Origin of the sequence: Echinicola soli (assembly GCF_006575665.1) — a bacterium.
Classification (GTDB): domain Bacteria; phylum Bacteroidota; class Bacteroidia; order Cytophagales; family Cyclobacteriaceae; genus Echinicola; species Echinicola soli.
In genome coordinates this window covers 4,372,235-4,393,205 of record NZ_CP041253.1, presented here as the reverse complement: position 1 = coordinate 4,393,205, position 20,971 = coordinate 4,372,235, and the positions used below count along the sequence as shown (strand labels likewise).

The following is a 20,971-nucleotide window of genomic DNA, read 5'->3' as shown; positions in this document are numbered from 1 at the left end:
TTTATGCCGACCGGAGGGAGGTATAAACTGACAACGGTCTTGTATATGAAAAGTAGCGGATTTTATTAACACACTTTTCGGTTTGGTATTGAAAATAAATTTACGGAAATCACTTTGATTTAAGCACTTAAACCGCTATTTTTTATATACGTTGTTGTGCGTAGTATTTCTTAATTCATCTTCTTCTGCTTCTATTTTTTTCTGTATTCTAACAAATTCTTCACTTAACTTGTCTAACATATTCATTCCGATTTTTATATATAAAGAGTCTTCCAAATAAGTCTCGAATTCTGATAATGTTAAAGTAGTCTGAAAAAGAGAAAACGCTGCATTTTGTCCAGGGTCTGCAAAACCATAATTACTCGGTCCCGCTAACATTACTTCATTACTGTCGTACTGTCCAAGTGTGAATATGAATCCTTTTGCGCCAGAATGCACAGAATTATTGGCCATTTTATAGAATGAGCGCATACATTTAAACTCTATTGTTTCTTCTATGCCAGCAAAATTCCATTTCCTTTTAGGAAGAATATCTCCAACCCAACCATATAGTTTTCCAAAATCATTTCCATATTTCTCCTTTTGGGCTTCGACCAAATTTTTAGATTCTTCTATTTCTTCTTCGGAAAGCGGTTCATATCCAAGTCGTTCACAATTTTTTTGATATTCTAATGTCTCAAAATAATTTTCTACGAAATAGTAGTCCAAGTATCTTTGACAAAGTTCTTCAGTTCCTTTTTCTAAAAAGTTTGCAAGAACTGATATTTCATATAGACTTCTCCATCTTGCCATTGCTCCATCAGCAAAACCTCCTTTAATTAATTCCAGTATTTCACAAGCTATTTGACACGACCTTGCGTGTAATCTTAAAAGAGCTTCAAACTTAACATCGTTTGGATTTTCTTGTCTGTATGAATCGGACACTATAACTCCATATTCTAAATTAAATGAGATGAAGATTTCTAATTGGTCAATTGCAGATTTCCAAGTCTTATTTAGCCTCTTCCTGAATTTTGAAATATCCTTTCTGTTTTGTTTGAGAATTGCTTTTGATTTCTTGTGAACTTGTTTTTCAAACATTGTAATTATCGAAGGCATTGATTCTTCAATAATTTCAGATAATTTCTCAATATTTTCATCAGTATATTCGAAATCTGGTCTAGCTTTTTCTAGTGATTTTTGGAAAAGTTTTTCTAGCCAATCTCTTTCTTGCATTCTGATAAATTTTGATGGTCATATTACGCACAACGGTCTCGGGTATGAAACGTAGGGCATTTCGAAGCACTTAGCTGTCCGTCCGAAACCAAGCTTGCTAAGAGACGAAAACTTGCGGAAACCACTGTCCGCCCTATGTTTTATACCCATTGTTGTGCGGTCGTATTTTTTTGTTTTTTCAATTGTTTAATGATACTCTGGAAATTCACTTTTATCAGGTCTCTGTTGTGTTCATCCAAGTAACTATTATGAGCGATTAAGTTTCTGCATTCTCCTAATTCATTAATTTTCGTTTCTATCCAATGTGTTGTAGGAAAGAAACTTTTAAATATGTCCCAATTGTTTGATATCAGTAAACCAAGTTCTTTGAAGTCACAATAAAATAGATTATTACCACCACGCACTGAGATATATTTATTCTTCTCTTCCTGCTTCTTTCTCATTTCAACTCCTTCTTTAATTGTTTTGGTTATGGTCAATTGATCCCAATAGTCCTGACCATATTTGTCATTAGCTACTTTCAAAATAAATTCCCGAAGAACATTTTCAATTGTGTAAAGAAGAATATAGGCTTTTGACATCTCTTTTCCCTTTTTTATCAAATCAGGGTCAAGCTGCACAGTGTCGACTTCTTGTTCTATCTCTGCAATAAGTTCTTCTGTTTTACTGCTAAGATCAGAATCATCATTTTCGATATTCGGAGCAAATTGTACCTTTTCAAAATCAAAACCGGCTTTTTTGGGCATTGCGGTGTTTGCTGCTGATAATATCTCTTGCTCAATCTTTGGAGTCAATTTTTCTAAGTCTTCGGTTTTAATGTAAAAAACTACATCAACTTCTGAGGCATTCCATCTTTTCCCCAATTTCCCTGTTTGTGAAACAGAAAAAGAACCACCATTTAGAAGGTTCTGAGCATCAACACATTTCTTGTTTCTAAGAATTACCTTTACTGCTTCGAAATATTTTTCATTGTCGACTTGGTAGTTGAATTCCATTTGTAGTATGTTTTATATGCCGCCCATTGTCAGTTTATGCCGACCGGAGGGAGGTATAAACTGACAACGGTCGGGTATAAACGCAGTAGCGAAATAGAAAAGCACGAACCTTTCCGTTTGGCAACTGCCTTAGCCAAAACCTTATTTTATTGACTAATTTACAAAAAAGGAAATCAGAATAAGGTTTTGGCGAACAAAAAAGCACCTATTTTTGGTTAAGCACTTTCTCGCTATTGCTATTATGCCTTGTTGTGGGCAGTTTTTCTACGGTCTGATTATCACTTTTACATTTAGTCCGTTTTCTTCTTGTCTATTTAAGTCGTTTTCCAAACCTCTTGGATTTCCAATTAGTCCTTCTGGGTCATAAGTAAAGCAAAGTAGAGTTTCACAATCTGGGTGAGATTTATAACGAGCAATATCGTCAATCAGTTGAGTTCCTAATTCCCTCTCTGTTAAACCTTTTCTTGTTTTCTTTACTTCAATTATTATTTTGTAATCTTTTAATAAAAAATCCATTCTACTACTTTTTCCAGCGTAACTTGGCGTCCATTCTTCCGGTCGAATATCGTCAAAATATAGATGAAGTAACGAATGTAATAAGTTTTGCATATCGTATTCATCGTGTACATTTAGCGTTTCACGAGAATCATATCGGTATCGCAATTGCCTTACAATTTGATGGAATTTATCGAAAAGATTGAATAATGGAATTGTCGGATCAAATTTTGGTTTGGTATCTTTATTAATTAAGCCAAAATTTAAATCCTCTTTAACTGATTCTAAAATACCAATTCCTTCTTGTGTTGAACTTTTGTATGCTTGTTTAACGTTCGATTTAAAAGTCTCAATATATGGACTATCTAATGGAAGAATATCGCCAAAAAAACTTAAAACTTGTGTTTTCCAAGCAATGAATTTTCCGCTATCAAGAGTAGTAAAACCAATCATATGCGAAGGATTTGGTTTATGTGTATTCAATACACTTTTTCCTTTCTCAATCAGTTTTTCTAATCTTTCTTTTTCGTTCATATTTTTTTTTAAAATTGCCCACAACGTCTTAATATACTCAATTGGAGTATATACGCCATTGGTTATTTGTTTTTTAAATAGTTAATATCCAGTTGATTATCGTTTGTCAGTTGGTCAAAAGGACTTTTGATGTTTTGCAAATTTTTGGTGGACACGTGCGTGTATATCGCCGTCGTGTTGGGACTGTGATGCCCCAGCAATTGTTGAATATAACGTAAATCCGTCCCCCTGTCCAATAAATGGGTGGCAAATGAATGCCTTAGCATATGGGGCGTCACTTCGACAGTTATCCCTGCTGATTTTGCATTGCGTTTTAAAAAGCTTCGAATGCTGCTTGCCGAATAGCGATGCCGGCCTGGCCCTTCCAGAAACCAATAATTTGGCTTGTAGGTATGCAGGTATTGGCGAAGTAGTGGCTTGATACTTTCACCCAGTAAAGTTACCCGATCCTTTTTTCCTTTTCCCCCTCTGATCGAGATAAGGTTCCTATTGGTGTCGATATCTCTAATCCTCAAATTCAACAATTCACTGAGGCGCATCCCACTGCCGTAGATCATGCTCAGGGCGGTGAGATGTTTGAGGTTTTTGGTGGCATTGAATAAGGCCATTACCTCTTCTTCACTGAGTACGCTCGGTAACTTTTTCGCTTTGATGGGCCGTTCTATATAGTAGGTCTTCCGTTTGCCCATAGCTACTTTTTCTAAATAGAATTTGATGGCGTTGATGGCTTGGTTTTGGGTACTGATGGATACTTTCCTTACCTGTACCAGCCAATCCTGATACTTGCGGATATCGCTTTCCTTAAAGTCAAAGTGACTGGTGGGATGGATATGGTGCAGAAATTCATTAAAAAGATAACAGTATGTTTTATAGGTACTTTCACTATACCTTCTTCTTTTTAGCCGATTACGGTATTCATTAGGCACCAAGTCCTTTTGGGAGACAGATGTTTCGGCCGTTTCCTTAGCTATTGTCGGCACCGGATACCTGTCATCTCCAGATAGCTCTTCTTCCAGCCGACGCCGGTTTTCTTGGGTGTCTCGAATCCACCAGCACCGTTTGGTTTTGCTCCATTTTGCTCCCAGTTTTTTGCTGAAATCGATCAGGTTCGTATCGTAGGGAAAAAATAACCCCAAGACCTCTTGTCCGCGATGCGAGAGATGCTCTACACTAATGGAAGACCGTAGTATACTCAATATCCAAAAAGTTAATTGACAATTTAATATAACTAAATTTTTGAAATATTAAAAAATCTATAGCGTGGAAGGCAGGGAAATCGCTTTTAGATGAGCGATTGCGTATTCCACTAGCTACGCCATTCTAACAATGCCTTTGTTCCCGATATCCTCCAGCCTGTCCTCCCGAAATCCTTCGGGACAGGCTGAAGGATTTCGTGGAGGGCAGGCTATTCCGATCCCGATACATCGGGAAGGAATCTCTTATTTAAAATTGAGATCCCTCCTCAAGTCGGGATGACAACGCATTAGAAATTGTGATTTATACAACATTTTTTTAAAAGCGATTTCCCTGATCCTCAAGGGTTGGACAGCTGACCATTGGTTGTGCATATTAACCTTTTCTGCAGTTATAGGAATATATCAACTTACTGAACAGGATCAGGGAAGTTGTTTTTTTGAATCACTCCCCTGAAATGGGTGTTTAATCCAGCCCAATGAAACGCATTGGGCCAATTGGTAATAGGTGATGATGGGACTACCTGCGGCCTGTAAGGCCAGCTAAAAATCTTCCCGTGCATATTGTTTGACTAGATGGAAGAACTGGGCGGGGCTTTCGGCCTGCGTTAGCGGAATGTTTTTGGGCTTATGCCCCCAAGGCCTTGCCCTGGGGTAATGTCAGGAAGGATTTCAGCCTTAATGGCTACAAGCGACTTTATGATAATAGGGCTCATTAACAGGGGATTAGGTGGGATTTAAGAATTCATCATTCATGGATCGATCCTTGGACTAGGAAAACACGGCTAGATTTAGCAACCCCAAAGGGACTGAATTTTTTAAATGCGTTTTCGCTGGCGTGGAAGGGGATCAGACCTCCATCTCCGGCACTTCTTTGCCGATCACTAGGCGGCCTTCCGTTTTGGATTGGATCTCTTCCACGCTGACACCGGGGGCTCTTTCCAGGAGTTTGAAACCGCCTTCGGGGAGGACCTTGAGGAAGGCCAGGTCGGTGACGATTTTACGCACACACTGGATGCCGGTGATCGGGAGGGTACAGTGCTTTAGCAGTTTTGATTTGCCGTCTCTGCTGCAGTGCTGCATGGCGACGATAATGTTCTCAGCAGAAGCTACCAGGTCCATGGCACCGCCCATACCTTTGACCATTTTGCCGGGGATCTTCCAGTTGGCTATATCCCCGTTTTCTGCCACCTCCATGGCGCCCAGGATGGTGAGGTCCACATGGCCTCCCCGGATCATGACAAAGGAGTCTGAAGAATCGAAAAGTGCGGATCCTTTGACCATGCTGATGGTCTGCTTGCCGGCATTGATCAGGTCAGCATCCACTTGGTCTTCAGTAGGGAAGGGGCCGATCCCCAGCAGGCCATTTTCGGACTGAAGGACGACTTCCATTTCATCTGGGATGTAGTTGGCCACCAGGGTTGGGATGCCAATGCCCAGGTTAATATATTGACCATTTTTGATTTCCTTGGCGATCCGTTGGGCAATTTGTTCTTTAGTGAGCATGGTTGCTGGGGTTTAGAGATTTGGATGACACGCTGATCCGCTTGGGCAGGGGAAGTACCGCAGATTATGGTGGATTTACTTATCACGGAATACACTTGCCATAATTCGATCATTTCCAGTAATATGGAGGTTTCCGCGAGGGACTATTGCCACAGGGGCATTACCATCGTGCGGACAGACACATCTTATTTTTGCTTTAGTGGCGTAAACCCTACAAATTGATCAGTGAAAATCCGCTCCATCTGCGTGATTCGCGTTCTATCTTATTGTTCGTTTTTCAATTCGTTTTTCGTAATTATTTCCCTGAAAGATGCGCTGAACAAAAATCCCCGGGGTATGTACTTGGTTTGGGTCCAGTTCTCCTGCCGGAACCAATTCTTCTACTTCGGCGATCGTAACGGTACCGGCAGTGGCCATCATGGGGTTAAAGTTTCTGGCTGTTCCTTTGTAGATCAAGTTACCGGCAGCATCACCTTTCCAAGCTTTGACCAAGGAGAAATCAGCCTTTAGCCATCGCTCCAGGATATATAACTTACCGTCAAACTCTCTCATCTCTTTTCCTTCAGCCACCTCTGTTCCTACACCAGCAGGGGTGAAGAATGCTGGAATCCCTGCACCACCTGCGCGGGTACGCTCTGCCAAAGAGCCTTGCGGGATAAGCTCTACTTCCAGTTCACCACTGAGCAGCTGCCGCTCAAACTCTGCATTTTCACCCACATAGCTGGAAATCATCTTCTTGACCATCCGTTTCTTCAGCATCAGGCCGATGCCAAAGTCGTCTACACCGGCATTATTGGAAATACAGGTAAGGCCTGTGAGCGATTTTTTGAGCAGGGCATCGATGCAATTTTCCGGAATGCCACACAGGCCAAAGCCCCCCAACATTAGAACGGAATTATTGGTAATGTCCTTGACGGCTTCATCGGCGCCATTTACGGTCTTGTTGATCATACTTTTATCGTTTAGGGAAAACCTTGCTATTATAGTAAAGTAGCCGATAGGCAGTTGACAGTGTTATGCTAAGATCAGGAGGCAAATGTCCAATTACGCTATCGATTACCTATCCACAACCTTCCAAGGTTCTAACATAAAAACGTTACAACCTTCAAAGACCAAGAATATGCCTTGCTTTTTGCTTATCTCTTTCAAGTTGAGCTTTTAGCTCTTCTAAATTTGCAAATTTTCTTTCCGGTCTCAAAAATTCCGTGAAATAAACTGTGATTTGTTTATCGTACAAGTTGTCATTATAATCAAAAAGATGGGCTTCTACCGTTTTTTCGATGCCGTCCACAGTGGGGCGATTGCCGATATTGAGCATCCCGTTGTACATTTCCTGGCCTACGCCTACACGCACGGCATAAGCTCCGTCTCCCGGGATTAATTTATAATTGTTCGGCACATGGATATTGGCGGTAGGGAAGTCGATGGAGCGGCCGATTTGCTGGCCTTTGATGACGATGCCGTTTAGTTCATATTCCCTCCCTAAAAATTCATTTGCTTCCTTTACATTTCCTTCCAATAAGGCTGCTCTTATTTTGGTGCTGGAGATGCCGACGTTGTCGATGTCCTCCCGGGATATTTCCTCAATCTCAAAGCCATATCGGGTCTTGTTTGCCATCAAATGCTCAAAACTGCCTTCCCTGTTTTTGCCAAACCGGTGGTCATAGCCGATGACAAGTTTCTCGGTTTGGATTTTTTTGATCAGCACCTTTTGGATAAATTCCTCACTGGTCATTTGAGAAAAGTCCTTGGTAAAAGGGATGGTGATCAGGTGATCGATGCCAAACATTTCGAGCAACCGTGCTTTTTCCTCAAAAGTCGTCAGCAGTCTTAGATTGTGTTCTTCCGGGTAAAGCACCAGCCTGGGATGAGGCCAAAAAGTGATCAGAACGGTTTCTCCACGCATTCTTTCTGCCATATTGTCGATCCGGTCAAGGATCTTTTGGTGTCCCAGGTGCACCCCGTCAAAGGTGCCACTGGTGACAATGGCGTTTTTGACAGGTTTAAAATGATCCAGGCCTTCGTAAATCTTCATGAATGGGCTTCTCCTTTGATTTTTTCTACAATAGTATTGACTTCAAACGCATCTGAAAGGTGAAAATCACCAATTCTTGTGCGTGTCAGTGCGGACATATAAGCACCTACCTGAAGTGCCTCGCCCAAGTCCCTGGCGAGGCTCCTGATATAAGTGCCCTTGGAACAGACAATACGAAAATCTATTTCGGGAAGTTCACATCGGGTGATTTCAAATACAGAGACGGTCACCGGTCTGGGGTCCAATTTTACATCAATTCCTTTTCTGGCAGATTCATAGACCCTCTTGCCATCTTTCTTGATGGCGGAATGAGTAGGGGGCACTTGCATGATATCTCCCGTAAGGATTTTGCAGGCCTCCTGGATAGCTTCCAAGGAGAGGTGGGAGGGATCAGCCACCTCTTCTACCTCCTGCTCGAGGTCGAAAGATGCAGTGGTTTTTCCGAGGACAAAAGTCCCCGTATATTCCTTCTCCTGTCCCATAAAATCATTGATGCTTTTGGTCTTCTTACCGGCACAAATGATCAATAAGCCAGTTGCCAGCGGATCCAAGGTGCCCGCATGGCCTACTTTTTTGATTTTGAGGGTGTTCCTGATCTTTTTGACCACATCGAAAGAGGTCCAGCGGTAAGGTTTGTTGACCAGAAATACTTCTCCGTAAGGTGTTTCCATTTTACATTGTTAATCCGCCAATGAGTGCAATAAGCCCCACAATGGCACAGTATACGGCAAAATAAATAAGCTTGCCGCGTTTTACGATATTGATCATCCAGATACACGCGGCCAGCCCGGCGATAAATGCTGCGATAAAACCCGCTGAAAGGACGGTCATGGAGATGCCTGCAGCCAAGCTGGGGTCTTCCATGTACTTGAGCATTTTGATTCCTGAGGCGCCCAATATGGGCAAAAGCACCATTAAGAAAGAAAACCTGGTGGCCCTTTCTTTTTCCACACCGATCAGCAATGCCGTCGCAATCGTCGATCCTGACCTACTGATCCCCGGCATGATGGCAATTGTCTGGGCAATGCCAATTACCACTGCTTTAGGGAAAGTAACGTGTCCGTCCCGTTTGGCAGCAAAGTGGGAAAAGGCCAGAAGGGTAGCAGTGACCAATAGCATGGCACCCACAAATACAATTTTCCCCCCAAAAAGCATTTCGATCTGTTCTTCAAACAACACACCTACGATGCCGATTGGAATCATGGATAGCAATATTTTAGCAGTAAACTGCGTGCCGTCGTTCCACTGGAACTTAAAGAGGTCCTTGATGATCGTCGCCAGGTCCTTTCTGAATACCACAATGGTGCTCAGCGCCGTAGCGGCATGAACCACAACGGTGAAAAGCAGGTTGTCAGCTGCCTGGACACCTAGCAGGAAGGAGCCCAGTTCAATGTGGCCACTACTGGAAACAGGCAAAAATTCAGTTAACCCCTGAATGATGCCCAGGATAATCGCTTCGATGATGGTCATTTATTCCTCAGATTTAGATTTTGAAAAAATGGCGTAGAACTCAAAAATGAAACCAAAAAGGGTGACCAAGGGACCCAATGTAAGTCCCATAAAACCGAATCCGTGTGGCTCGCTGTCCAGACCGATAATGATAAATCCTACCACGATGATGGCAATGCCGATCAGCATCAAAAGGTAATTTCTCTTAGAGAAAGGTAAATTGTTGTTCATCTTAATAAAGTTCGTCTAAAGACATTCGTAAATACTTGTTTACTGCCCTGAGGGTGCTGAAGAAGGAAAGGATGGCTCCCAAGAGTACCAGTCCTCCAAAAAGCATCAGTTGCATTCGGTTATTTTGGAGCAATGCAAATCCGTCTATGTTGGCTTTGGTGTATTCGATCAGACCATAAAGCATGGCCGAGGAGATGATGCCGGCCAGTGCTCCAAACAAGAAGGAGCGGTTCAGAAATGGCCTGCGGATAAATCCCCTCGTGGCACCTACCAGCTGCATGCTCCTGATCAGAAAGCGCTGGCTGAAAAGTGCCAATCTGATGGTATTATTAATCAATATAATCACGGTAACGACCAAAATCAAGATAAAAGCCCCAAGGACAATACTGACTTTCATGAGGTTCTTGTTGATGGATTCTACCAGATCGTTCATATAGGTTACTTCGAAGACCCCGTCCATTTTTTGGATATCGGCCACGATCTTTTCCATTTTTTCGGAGGTTTGGTACTCCTCATTGATGGACAGGACGTAGCTGTCACGGAGGGGATTGTCATCCAGGAATTTGCTGAAATCTTCACCGGTATCTTCCAAAAACGTCGCTGCTGCCTCATCGGCCGTGATATAGGAAAGCTGGGCTCCATCATCCTTTTGTAAGATATACGGCTGGTTTTCGAGAAGTTTGCCGAGTTTGCCCTGATCGGCTTCAGTGATGTTTTTATGCAAAAACACTTGTACCTCGATGTTTTCACGAATGATCGAAGTGAGTGTCTTGGCCTGAATGACGATGACACCAAAAAGTCCTACAATGAAAAGTGAGAGGGTGGTACTGAAAAGCACACTCGTAAATTTAAAACTCCCTAATCTTTTCTTTTTCCTTGAAGATTTGCCCATGCTGCTGTGAATTCCTCCAAAATTAATCAGGTATCTGTATTAAACCAATGATATTGGATTAAAATGAAACCGTCGAAAACTTGCCAGTATAACGAAAGGATTCCGGCAAAATTTTATGTGATTTTTACCACTCGTACAAATTAAATAATTGTGTGGAATATTGTTTCGATAAAAGTGGGATTTTTTTCTTTTCTTTGGGGCTTTGTTGAATTAATACCCAGATATAAAAGGTTCGTTGGAACGGATCGTTTAATCAACTGTTATGAAAGAGATTGTAGAAGTGGTCAATAATATCGTGTGGAGTTATGCCTTGATCGGACTCTGCTTGGCGGCAGGTATTTATTTTTCGATCAGGACGCGTTTTTTGCAGGTTACTTACCTGAAAGAAATGTTCCGCTTGCTCTTTAAGGGCGAGTCTTCCGAAAAAGGTGTTTCATCCTTCCAGGCCTTTGCCATTGCCATCTCAGGTAGGGTGGGCACCGGGAATATTGCTGGCGTGGCCATGGCCATTGCGATGGGAGGCCCCGGTGCGATCTTTTGGATGTGGGTCATTGCTTTTTTGGGCGGGGCGTCTGCTTTTGTGGAGTCTACACTTGGACAGGTGTACAAGGAAGTAAACGAAGGCCAGTACCGAGGAGGACCGGCCTATTATATCGAAAAAGGATTGGGCGTAAAGTGGTACGCGATGTTGTTTGCTTTTGCGACCATCGTCAGTATGACCTTGCTCATGCCGGGAGTGCAGAGCAATAGTATCGCCTTGAGTGTTCAGAATGCCTTTGGAGTACCGGTGGAATATACAGGAATGGGCATTACTTTTTTTCTGGGATTGATTATTATCGGCGGTGTAAAGCGGATTTCAAAAGTGGCCGAAGTGGTGGTGCCTTTTATGGCTGCTGCTTATATTCTGATGGCCATGATCATCATTGGAACCAATATTACAGAAGTGCCCACTGTTTTGACTTTGATCATTAAATCGGCGTTTAACCTGGAGGCGGCTTTCAGTGGTGTTTTTGGAATGGCCATAGCCTGGGGGGTGAAGCGTGGAATCTATTCGAATGAAGCCGGACAGGGCACCGCACCCCATGCTGCTGCAGCGGCAGAAGTGAGCCATCCGGCGAAGCAGGGCTTGGTACAGGCATTTTCGGTATATGTGGACACCCTGTTCGTCTGCACGGCCACCGCACTGATGATTCTTTTTACAGGCCAATACAATGTCGTCCATCCCGACGGAGGATTTATCAGGGAAAACCTACCAGGAGTGGAAGTGGGGCCAGAATATACCCAATATGCCGTGGCGACGCATTTCCCGGACTTGGGAAGCGGTTTTGTAGCCATTTCCCTGTTGTTTTTTGCCTTCACGACCATCATGGCTTATTACTATATTGCTGAAACCAATTTAAGTTACCTTAATCGCTTCAAACACCGGGCCTGGAGTTTATGGGCATTGAGGATCATGATTTTGGTGGCGACGTATTATGGCACGGTGAAGACCGCGAAGGTGGCCTGGATGCTAGGAGATATTGGCGTAGGATTGATGGCCTGGCTAAACGTGATTGCCATATTGCTGCTGAGAAAACCAGCCATGAAGACTTTTGAGGATTATAGAAAACAACTCCGATCCGGAAAAGATCCTGTTTTTAAAGCAAAAGAAGCAGGAGTGGACAATGCGGATTTCTGGAAGTAATAGAGCTCAAGCCGTCATCGCGAACGGAATGGTAATGGCGGGAAGCGATCTGTTCTTTTATAGAAAAGGTCGCTTCGTTAATTTTCCATGCACTGATGGGCTCAAGGAGACTATTCCCACTTGAACTTGACAAAGTCGGACTACTCCCAAATTCCCCTGGGGACGATTTCTAGCACATGGCCGAAGGGATCTTCGAAATAGCAACTCTCAAGGCCGTCTTTCCACTCTTGTTCATGGGTAATGACAATGCCCTTTTCGATCAATTCTGCTTTGCTCTTTGGGTAGGCACTAGCTTCTACCTCAAAGGCAATGTGCTGTTTGCCGCTGGCGAAGTGGGGAGGCAGCACTTTCTCGTTTTTGGTGGTCTCAGGAATAAAACAAAGCAGTACGGCTGTCCCACACCTAAAAAAAATATGCCGGCCTTCCTCTTTGGAAATCACCGGCATACCTAGTTTTTTATGATAAAATTCCTCCGCCCGATCCAGGTCAGGGATATAGAGACAGGTTTCTTTGATTTGCGTGTAATCCATGTCTTTAAGTTAGCGAAAACACTGGAAAAAACACGTGTCATTACCTTTTAAGTGGGGCAAAGGTCTTTTTGCAAGGGTTAGCTTATATTAACGGTTTCCTGTCTTTGGATTTGGGCAAGGACATTATCTTCACTAATAGTATTATTGAGTGCTACGATCGAGAGCTTATTGGCTTCTATGGCCGGGAGGCGTTTGATGAGCTCGGCAGTAGAAACAGTACTGATGGCCCAATACCTTCCATTGGCTTGGTGGATGGAGGCACTTCCGATTACTGGATGCAGGGCATCAGGGCTGTCCGCACTGATGATTACTTCCAAGGATGCAGCTTGTGGAAGTTCGGTAGTGATTTTTTTGCCATTGAGCTTATCGTAGCTGTAACCATAGCCTTTTTCGGCCTTGGTCAAGTCCGCATAAACGGAAGCACCTGTCGGTAAGCTTCCGGCACCTTTCCCTTGGAAGAATTGTTCGCCAAGGTTTTGGGAAGTTATTTTTGCTGCATTGTATTCATTTTCTACCAAGAACAATGGATCATTGTCACCGACCAAAGTAGGAAGGATGTGCAGGTTTAGGCCCTCTTTGTCTTTTTGGGCTGTGGCGATCAGCTTGATCTTTAGGCCCAGGGATTTGGCCAGCGCCACATCTGCGGCATGTACATGCTGCACTCCGATGGTCAGGATTTCCCCTTCGGGGATATACCTTCCAAAAGCATGGAGGCTCAGAATGGTCAGTTTGCTGCTGACATCGCTTCCGTTGATATCCAGTGTAGGGTCTGCTTCTGCGAATCCATTTTCTTGGGCTAGTTTTACGGCCTCTTGTAGGCTAAGGTCATCCTGAAATAATCGGGTTAGAATGTAGTTTGAGGAACCATTGAGGATGCCTTGGAGCTTGCTGATATCGTCCCCGGCAAAATGGCAATCCAAGCAAGTAATGATCGGAATACCTGCTGCAGCGGATGCCTCATACAGAAGACTTCCTCCATAAGTTTTTTCCAGTTCCAATAGTGCTGGCAAGTGGGCAGAAAGCATTTTTTTGTTTGCTGAAATGACTTTCTTTCCTGATTTTAGCAGGCTGCTGACATAATCATAAGCCTGTGCGGGATCCGAGATCAGCTCTATTCCGATGTCACAAGGATCATCCAAAATGTCTTTCGGATCAAAGGAAAACTGCAGTGAATGATCCCTTTTTTTATTTTTGTTCTGTACGACAATTGTTTCAGGTAAAAGCGCTGGGCGGTGGTTTTTAGCAATTTCATAATATCCTTGGCCAACCACTCCAAAGCCAAACAAACCAATGCGGTTAGTCATTATTTTCCAGGTAAAAAGATGTTAGAATATAATTTAGCTGTTCGTTTTCTACCAAAAAGGCATCATGGCCATAAATGGAAGAAATCTCCCGATAAGTGCCATTAGGGACATTTTTGCCGATAAACTGCGATTCTTCTTTGGTAAAGAGCAAATCTGTATTGATCCCGATGGAGAGTACTTTCGCTTTAATCTCTGAAAGTGCCTTGGCGGTACCACCTCTGCCTCTTCCAAGATCATGGCTATCCATGGCTTTGGTGAGCACCCAGTAGGAGAGGGCGTTAAAGCGATTGGAGAGCTTTTGCCCTTGGTAGCGCAGATAAGAACTTACGCGGAAATGATCTGTCTTTTCTTCCGTTTCGGCTTGGCTGGCATGGAAAATATCCTGATGGCGGTAACTGAGCATGCCGATGGCACGTGCCGCTTCCAGGCCTTTTTTGCCTGCATCAGGTGAGTTCTGTCCCCAGGTGCTGTCCGATTCGATAGCCATTCTTTGGGCCTCATTGAAGCCAATCGTCCAAGGGGAGGTTTTGGCATTGGAGGCTACTATGATCGTTTTTTTTACGTGCTCTTGTAAATTATAAGACCATTCAAGTGCTACTTGGCCACCAAGCGATCCACCGATGATGGTGTCTATCTGCTGGATTCCCAAATGCTGGCGAAGACGGTCAAATGCCTTGGCCATGTCACGGGTGGACAGGTTCGGGAAATCGTAATAGTATGGTTTCCCGGTGTTGGGATTATCGCTAAGTGGCTGCGTGGATCCATAGCATGATCCTAGAAGGTTGGCACAGACGATGAAGTATTTTGTAGGAACAAAAAACTTGTCTTCTCCGACCAGGCCACTCCACCATTCGTGGACATTGGCATCTCCTGTCAGTGCGTGCAATACCCAGATGACATTATCTTTTTTTGGCGTCAAATGCCCTTGAGTAGTATAGCTGATCTCAAATCCTGGTAGTGATTCACCTGATTCGAGATTTAATTCCTCTTCACAGTGGAATGTTTCCTGTGTCATATCGGTAATCAGATACGGTGATGTTAGATTCATTTTCTTACTCTTAAGTTTAGCGTTGACTTCGGTCAACTGGGATCATCAATATTGGGAATAAAAGAAATTATAGTGCCCGATACGGACAAAAGGAGAGTCCTTAGTTGCACATACACATGCACATTCGACGATGCATGAAGTTATCCCTGTCGATAAAAAGAAATTCGATGATGATTTGTGTGTGAAGTTGTATTGCTGTGTGTATCCTTTTTATAAAATTCATTGTTTAAGAATTTATATTTCCAAATGCGGATATTCACATTCGGCAGGAATTGGCACCTTGGATTTTCCAGGTTGCCAGAGGGTCTGCGAGCCTGTCTCTCACCTCTTCTGTATAAATCCTTGTACTTTTAAAAAGTAAAGGATAACACAAAGTAACAATCCAATTTTTGAATTTGCAAGTATTCGAAAAAGAGTTTTTTGAAAATAATACTCTCTATAAAACCCTATAAAATCGATAGAGAATTAGGTTTTGAGGCTCTTAATTGAAATAGTGCCCTGAAAAGCGCAATGTATTTGGCCTATTGTTCGAAAGGTATCGAAAGTGGGCAAAATATAAAAAGGTGCCTAAATAAATCAAGGCACCTTTGGTAGTAGAAGGGTGTGTAGCTCTTTTGTGAAATATTGATTGAATGTTTCAGCTAGATTAAAATCAATTACCGCTTAGTCCTCGTAATAGTAAACGGCAGAAGCACCTGCGACGTCCCAGCTATATGCTGGAGCGGGGTTGCCGTTTGAGGAGAAGTAGTCGTAGACCAATACTTTCCCACCACCGTTGGCTCTTTCTGCGACGAAAATCATTTTGCTATCTTCACTGTATGCGACATCCACAGGATTTCCCAGCATGGTATTATTGCCCTCGATTCTGGCTTGATCAGCCATGGAGATGGTGCCACCGTCTGCTGCGCTGTTAAATGTGCTGGTAAAGTCGGTGATGATGACCAAACCTCCATCGCTATCTGAAGAAGCCTCGCCGATGTCGGTAAGGACCATCAGGTCATCTTCCATCGAATAAGTCAGTCCATGAGTCCTTCCGAGTCCTTCGATAGTAACGCGTTTGTCTGGAGTGATCATGCCATCAGTATTGGCCATGAAGTTATTGAATACGGCTAAGTCCGCTGTTTTATCTACTATGGCATAGAGAGTATTACCTTCTATATGGATGCCCCACAGGGCAAAATCCACCTCATAGGTGTTTAGAAGGGAGAATCCACTGGCATTTTTTTGGTATACATAAAGGCTGCTTTGGTTGCCGTTTGCTTCTGCCGGGGAGTCTGCTACGATGACCATGTCATCCATAACCGCGATTTCCCGGCCACTGGCGAAACTACCTGTTCCGCTTAGACCCAATGAAATGGACAGTCCCTTGTCCATCATAGAGGCCATGATATCCGAATAGACATTGAGGGAATTGTCAGAACGTACCAATTGGATGATTTCGTCATTTTGGTCATCATAATAGATGCCATCGGCATCTGTTCCTGCAGAAGCGACAGTACTACTGCTTACATCATTCATTGATGAGAAATCAATAATGGTAATCATCCCGCTCGTATTGCTGGATACGAATAAGGATGCTACTTCATTCTCGGGCATGTCCATTTCCTCATCGTTGTCACAGGAATAGAAACCTAGAGTAGGCAGGACGATGAGGCTTGTTCTTAAAATTGCTTTCGTTAATGTTTTCATAAGATAGTGAGTTGTGATTTATGAAAACTATTTACGATGCTGAAGGATTGATTGGATTGCGTAATAGTACAAATAGTAGATTATATAGTGGAATATGTATGTGAAACGGGTGGATCTTGGATCAAACGAAAAAGTTGGGGGGATTAGGGTTGGTTTCGATAGCACGCAGATGGCGCATTTTAATAAGGTTTTCGCTGATTTTTTTATACTGGAGCACGCATTCCTATTGCTAAATTAAAGAGAAATATGCTTACCAAAACCACCTGGAAATCTCTCATCACCCAGAAATATTGCTTGGTCCCCTTTTATGACCCTAGGAGGTTAGCATGGGACAAGTGGAAAAGTTGGGGACATGAATCCCTTTATTTTAATATGATTTCTTTTTTGCCACAAAGATTCTCTAAAACCCAAAGCTGTTTGTTTTTCATAAGATTTGGAACTTTCCTACAAAGTACTTCCTGTCTTGGCGACATACCAAATGGATGTCAATCTTCTCTTGCCCCCAGAAATATTGCTTGATCCTGGATCTTTAAATAAACAACATCCAAAAAGTGGTGGAAATAAAAAGAGACTGTCTCATTTTTTCGGATTCCGTCATCACAGGCCGAACGAAGGGATCTTGATTAACGCTTGCTGCACGTATAGAAAGATCACTTATGCACTGGATCAAGCCCAAAGCTCTTCTTTGGGGCCTGGCGGAAGTCCACTTATGAGACAGTCCCTTAAGTGTTTAAAAATAATGTAAAGAAAGCCTTACTTGGTGGCTTGTGACTGTTCTTTTTTGGTAGCTATATTTTGATTTTTACGCGGTCTGCTTTTACCAAAGGTCCCCCTGTGGGTTTTACCTCTTTTGGTCTTCATGTCTCCTTTGCCCATATTTTTATGATTTTACGGTTTAAGAATTTATTTAATCTGGTAATGCTAAGGTAATAGCCATAAAAGAGAACAACAAATGCTTTGGGGATAGATCAGGGAAATCCCTTTTAAACTATCAGTGAAGTGATGTCAGCCCGAGCGGACCTGTCTGTCTGCCCGGTAGAGTCGAAGGCTAGACAGGTCCGCTAAGGCTGACAACAAATTGCATTGCTAGCTTCTATCAATGGTTAAAAGCAATCCCGGTGGGAGAGGTGTAAAGAAGCTCGTTTTACGGCTTGTTTTTTGTTGTGATTTGGATGACTCCATTTTGAGCCTTGGATCCATAAAGATTAATGGCATCTCCATTTTTTAGTACAGAAATGGATTCGATATCATCTGGGCCATATGCATGCTTAAGTGCTGACTTTTTGGTGATTGCCCCATCGACAATGTATAGAGGGTCTTTACCAATTGTTAGTTTTGGGAGATCTTTATTTGTGTTTTGGATATTGCTGGTAGATTTTTCCTCGGATTTTCTGGGCCATAACACGCCGTCTTTTAGTGTGATTTCGATCACACCATATTTTCCTTCTTCATCATATTTCTCAAACGCTGATTCATCTTTCAGTACATTGATGCTTTTGATGTCCTCGGGGGATAGGTGGGAAAGTTTTTCTTTCTGATATTTCTTACCAGCGATTACTAACAAAGGTTCTTTTCCCTCTTCGAATGTATTATAATTGAGTAGAGGAGAAGTGCTTTTATTTTCTGTGACCGCTCCATATCCCACTACGACTACTTCATCCAGCTTGTTGGGTTTGACAGGTTTGTTTTTTTTGTTTAATTCAAACTTGATCGGAAGCCTCATTTTCACAGGGACATTGGTGCCTTTTTGTTCACCAGGGGACCACTTAGGTGAATTCATGACCAAGCGCATGGCCTCTTCGTCCGCGCCACTGCCAATTCCCCTCAAAATCTGGGGATCCCTGGTTGTGCCATCCTTATCCACAATAAAGGTTACGTAAACTGTCCCTTCTACGCCTTTTTCCATGGCGTCTTTAGGATATTCGATGTTCCTGGAAATATATTCGCTCCAGCCTTCCATGCCCCCTTGGGGAGCGGGCATTTTTTCTACTACGTCAAACACATCTTTGTCAGATGAGTAGGAGGGAGTACCAAAGAATGACTTCGACTTGGCCACTTCTCCATCGAGTTTAAACCTGATGGGAAGGACCATGAGCGTGTTGACGGGCTTTCCATCGATGATGCCTGGATTCCATTCTGGCATACTTTCCAAGGAGAAAATTCTCAGGATTTCATCGTCCAAGCCCATACCCAAAGATCGTTTAAGGGTGGGGTGTAGGACTTTGCCTTCTTTGCTTACCACAAACTCTATGTAAATATCACCAGTCATTCCGATCTTTCTTGCCTCTGTTGGGTACCTAAGGTTTTTGGATAGAAACTTATTCCACTCGTCCATGCCACCTTTTGCCTCGGGCATTATATCCGCGGTCGTATGGAGATCTGGTGTGTTGTAGTTTTTGGTGAAGCGGCTGTGGTGTTTGAAAATATTGATCATTTCCAGCACATCGGCATATTCCTCGTCATCTGAAATGTTGCCAATTTCATACTGTAGGTTTCCAAGCTGCGCAGTGACTTTTCCCTCTGTTAGGGAAGATACATATTCATAGTGTTTTGGATTGGGAATGTGCATCACTTTAGTGCTCACGCTGATGGTATCCTGTGCTTGCTCGATCAGTTCTTTCATATTGGCCAAGCTCATACTGGATCCAGTATCAAAAAAACTGGAGGTGGAAATGGTCTTCATGGAGACCAATGCCAATAACATGGCCGTCAGGGGTACCACCATCAGTAGTTTAAACCAATTGGTCTTTTTGTTGCTTTTCATCATCATAATGCGTTTTAAGGTTGTCGATCTTATAAAATAGTTGCCAACAGGAAGATCCAGTCCCTTAAATGCTATCTTGACAATAAGATTGGTATAGGTGTCTTTGTTTGCGGTTTGTTTGACCACGTTGGCATCTGCCGAATATTCGTGGGTGTCGATTAAGGCGTTCCGCATCAAATGGATACCCGGATTAAACCAAAACAAAATGCTCAATATCTGATAGTACATCATATCCCAGGAATGTCCCTGACGGATATGCTCTATTTCGTGTTTGATGATGTGCTCTTTTTCTTCTGGCTTTAGCTGCTGGCTATCGTCCCAAAAGAGCCTGTTAAAGAAAGAAAAAACCGGTGCCAGGCCAAAAGTCGGTATCAAAAAATAACTGCTTTTCAAATTGAAGACCGTTTGGTACCAGCCCTTTTCAGTAAGTAGTCTTAGCTGTAGAAATTGCCATAACAGCCTGAAAGTGAGTAAAAGTGCGATTGCCACATATCCAAGGAACAAGTAGTCTTTCCATTCCAAAAGAATGGGAAGTTTGGTGCTTTCTACCGTTACTTCTGGCAGTCCATAGCTTGCTGCTATGTCATCTTTCGCCTCTTGCGCAGTCAAATACTGTAAAAAGTCCGTGTTTTCCAGGGATATGGTGGGTTTTGAAAATTCCACTGGAATTTCGATAAGGGGAAACAGCAAGGCCAAAACGGGTGTGACGAGTAAAAATACCCGTGTAAAGCCAAATACTTTTTCCCTCCTCAGGAAAACCCAATATATCCCGAAAAAAAATAACAAGCAGAATGAGCTCTGCCAGATATAGTCGATCAGATGTGCCATCTAGTTTATTTTACATCGCCTTTTACCTCATTCATCAATTTTTCCAATTCTTTAATGTCCAAGTTTTCATCTTTGGCAAAGAAGGAAGCCAGTTTTGAAAACGAACCACCAAAATAACCGGTCAGCAGGTTCTTGATCGAAAAACTTCTGTATTGGTCTTTTGTGACGATCGGGTAATATTCATGGGACTTGCCATAAGCTTTGTGCTTGACAAAACCCTTCTTCTCCAAGATCCTAATGATCGTAGATACGGTATTGTAGGCCGGTTTGGGCGATGACATTTTGGCCAGGATATCCTTGACGAAGCCTTTCTCGATACCCCATAAGATTTGCATTACTTGTTCCTCAGCTCTTGTTAACTCTCTCATTTTGGTTTTCGTATGTTTTTCTGTCAACTTAATCATTTAGTTTGAAAATAGCAAATATGGAAAGGTCTTCCTTTTGGCAATTATAAAATTACGATGAAAAATCTAGTTATACAACTATTTTATTAGTTTTAATTAAATAATTAGTTGTGTCCTGCGCTTGACTTATCATTGGCATTAAAAACGTCATACGAGTTTGTCTGGGATCCTTTCG

Annotated in this window: 19 protein-coding genes and 1 riboswitch; of the genes, 1 reads left to right on the top strand and 18 read right to left on the bottom strand. The window is 42.7% G+C overall.

From position 1 onward, the window contains the following. Positions 1-135: 135 nt before the first annotated feature. The 11 genes from FKX85_RS17210 to FKX85_RS17160 all read right to left on the bottom strand — a co-directional run bounded on the left by FKX85_RS17210 (position 136) and on the right by FKX85_RS17160 (position 10,545). Positions 136-1,215 (bottom strand): DUF5677 domain-containing protein, encoded by a 1,080-nt coding sequence (locus FKX85_RS17210; protein WP_141615913.1) that lies wholly within the window; start codon positions 1,213-1,215, stop codon positions 136-138. A gap of 140 nt (positions 1,216-1,355) precedes the next feature. Next, a complete protein-coding gene (locus FKX85_RS17205) occupies positions 1,356-2,210 on the bottom strand; it encodes a Swt1 family HEPN domain-containing protein (RefSeq protein WP_141615912.1) in 855 nt (284 codons plus the stop codon). Between the two features lie 264 nt (positions 2,211-2,474). After that, entirely contained in the window at positions 2,475-3,239 is a 765-nt protein-coding gene (locus tag FKX85_RS21510) for a PD-(D/E)XK nuclease domain-containing protein (RefSeq protein WP_168196286.1), read from the bottom strand. A gap of 62 nt (positions 3,240-3,301) precedes the next feature. After that, positions 3,302-4,435: a site-specific tyrosine recombinase/integron integrase gene (gene xerA / locus FKX85_RS17195; RefSeq protein ID WP_141615911.1), complete on the bottom strand. Its 1,134-nt coding sequence runs from the start codon at positions 4,433-4,435 to the stop codon at positions 3,302-3,304. Positions 4,436-5,281: 846 nt separating this feature from the next. Continuing rightward, positions 5,282-5,938: a 3-oxoacid CoA-transferase subunit B gene (locus FKX85_RS17190; RefSeq protein WP_141615910.1), complete on the bottom strand. Its 657-nt coding sequence runs from the start codon at positions 5,936-5,938 to the stop codon at positions 5,282-5,284. 258 nt (positions 5,939-6,196) lie between these two features. Continuing rightward, positions 6,197-6,889: a CoA transferase subunit A gene (locus tag FKX85_RS17185; RefSeq protein ID WP_141615909.1), complete on the bottom strand. Its 693-nt coding sequence runs from the start codon at positions 6,887-6,889 to the stop codon at positions 6,197-6,199. Between the two features lie 154 nt (positions 6,890-7,043). Continuing rightward, complete coding sequence (locus FKX85_RS17180; protein WP_141615908.1) at positions 7,044-7,973, bottom strand: bifunctional riboflavin kinase/FAD synthetase; 930 nt, start codon at positions 7,971-7,973, stop codon at positions 7,044-7,046. Further along, positions 7,970-8,644, bottom strand: a complete 675-nt coding sequence (gene truB / locus FKX85_RS17175) for a tRNA pseudouridine(55) synthase TruB (RefSeq protein ID WP_141615907.1) — start codon at positions 8,642-8,644, stop codon at positions 7,970-7,972. The genes FKX85_RS17180 and truB overlap by 4 nt, the downstream gene beginning before the upstream one ends. A 1-nt stretch (position 8,645) precedes the next feature. Then, on the bottom strand, positions 8,646-9,443 hold the full coding sequence (locus tag FKX85_RS17170) for an undecaprenyl-diphosphate phosphatase (protein ID WP_141615906.1): 798 nt from the start codon (positions 9,441-9,443) through the stop codon (positions 8,646-8,648). Beyond that, positions 9,444-9,653: a DUF3098 domain-containing protein gene (locus FKX85_RS17165; RefSeq protein WP_041738759.1), complete on the bottom strand. Its 210-nt coding sequence runs from the start codon at positions 9,651-9,653 to the stop codon at positions 9,444-9,446. 1 nt (position 9,654) lies between these two features. After that, a complete protein-coding gene (locus FKX85_RS17160; RefSeq protein ID WP_141615905.1) occupies positions 9,655-10,545 on the bottom strand; it encodes a cell division protein FtsX in 891 nt (296 codons plus the stop codon). A 262-nt stretch (positions 10,546-10,807) separates the two neighbouring features. Here FKX85_RS17160 and FKX85_RS17155 point away from each other — a divergent pair, with 262 nt between their 5' ends. Then, positions 10,808-12,229: an alanine/glycine:cation symporter family protein gene (locus FKX85_RS17155; RefSeq protein WP_141615904.1), complete on the top strand. Its 1,422-nt coding sequence runs from the start codon at positions 10,808-10,810 to the stop codon at positions 12,227-12,229. A gap of 140 nt (positions 12,230-12,369) precedes the next feature. Here FKX85_RS17155 and FKX85_RS17150 read toward each other — a convergent pair whose 3' ends face one another. From FKX85_RS17150 to FKX85_RS17120, 7 genes are all read right to left on the bottom strand, one after another. After that, positions 12,370-12,759 (bottom strand): VOC family protein, encoded by a 390-nt coding sequence (locus FKX85_RS17150; protein ID WP_141615903.1) that lies wholly within the window; start codon positions 12,757-12,759, stop codon positions 12,370-12,372. A 77-nt stretch (positions 12,760-12,836) separates the two neighbouring features. Continuing rightward, a complete protein-coding gene (locus FKX85_RS17145) occupies positions 12,837-14,063 on the bottom strand; it encodes a homoserine dehydrogenase (protein WP_141615902.1) in 1,227 nt (408 codons plus the stop codon). Beyond that, on the bottom strand, positions 14,056-15,111 hold the full coding sequence (locus FKX85_RS17140) for a homoserine O-acetyltransferase family protein (RefSeq protein WP_141615901.1): 1,056 nt from the start codon (positions 15,109-15,111) through the stop codon (positions 14,056-14,058). Before FKX85_RS17140 ends, FKX85_RS17145 begins: the two co-directional genes overlap by 8 nt. A gap of 231 nt (positions 15,112-15,342) precedes the next feature. Next, positions 15,343-15,452: riboswitch (SAM riboswitch) on the bottom strand. Between the two features lie 322 nt (positions 15,453-15,774). Continuing rightward, positions 15,775-16,800: a hypothetical protein gene (locus FKX85_RS17135; RefSeq protein ID WP_141615900.1), complete on the bottom strand. Its 1,026-nt coding sequence runs from the start codon at positions 16,798-16,800 to the stop codon at positions 15,775-15,777. A gap of 753 nt (positions 16,801-17,553) precedes the next feature. Next, a complete protein-coding gene (locus FKX85_RS17130; RefSeq protein WP_394345020.1) occupies positions 17,554-17,661 on the bottom strand; it encodes a 30S ribosomal protein THX in 108 nt (35 codons plus the stop codon). Between the two features lie 283 nt (positions 17,662-17,944). Next, entirely contained in the window at positions 17,945-20,392 is a 2,448-nt protein-coding gene (locus FKX85_RS17125) for a M56 family metallopeptidase (RefSeq protein WP_141615898.1), read from the bottom strand. A gap of 5 nt (positions 20,393-20,397) precedes the next feature. Beyond that, a complete protein-coding gene (locus FKX85_RS17120; protein WP_141615897.1) occupies positions 20,398-20,760 on the bottom strand; it encodes a BlaI/MecI/CopY family transcriptional regulator in 363 nt (120 codons plus the stop codon). Between the last annotated feature and the right edge of the window lie 211 nt (positions 20,761-20,971).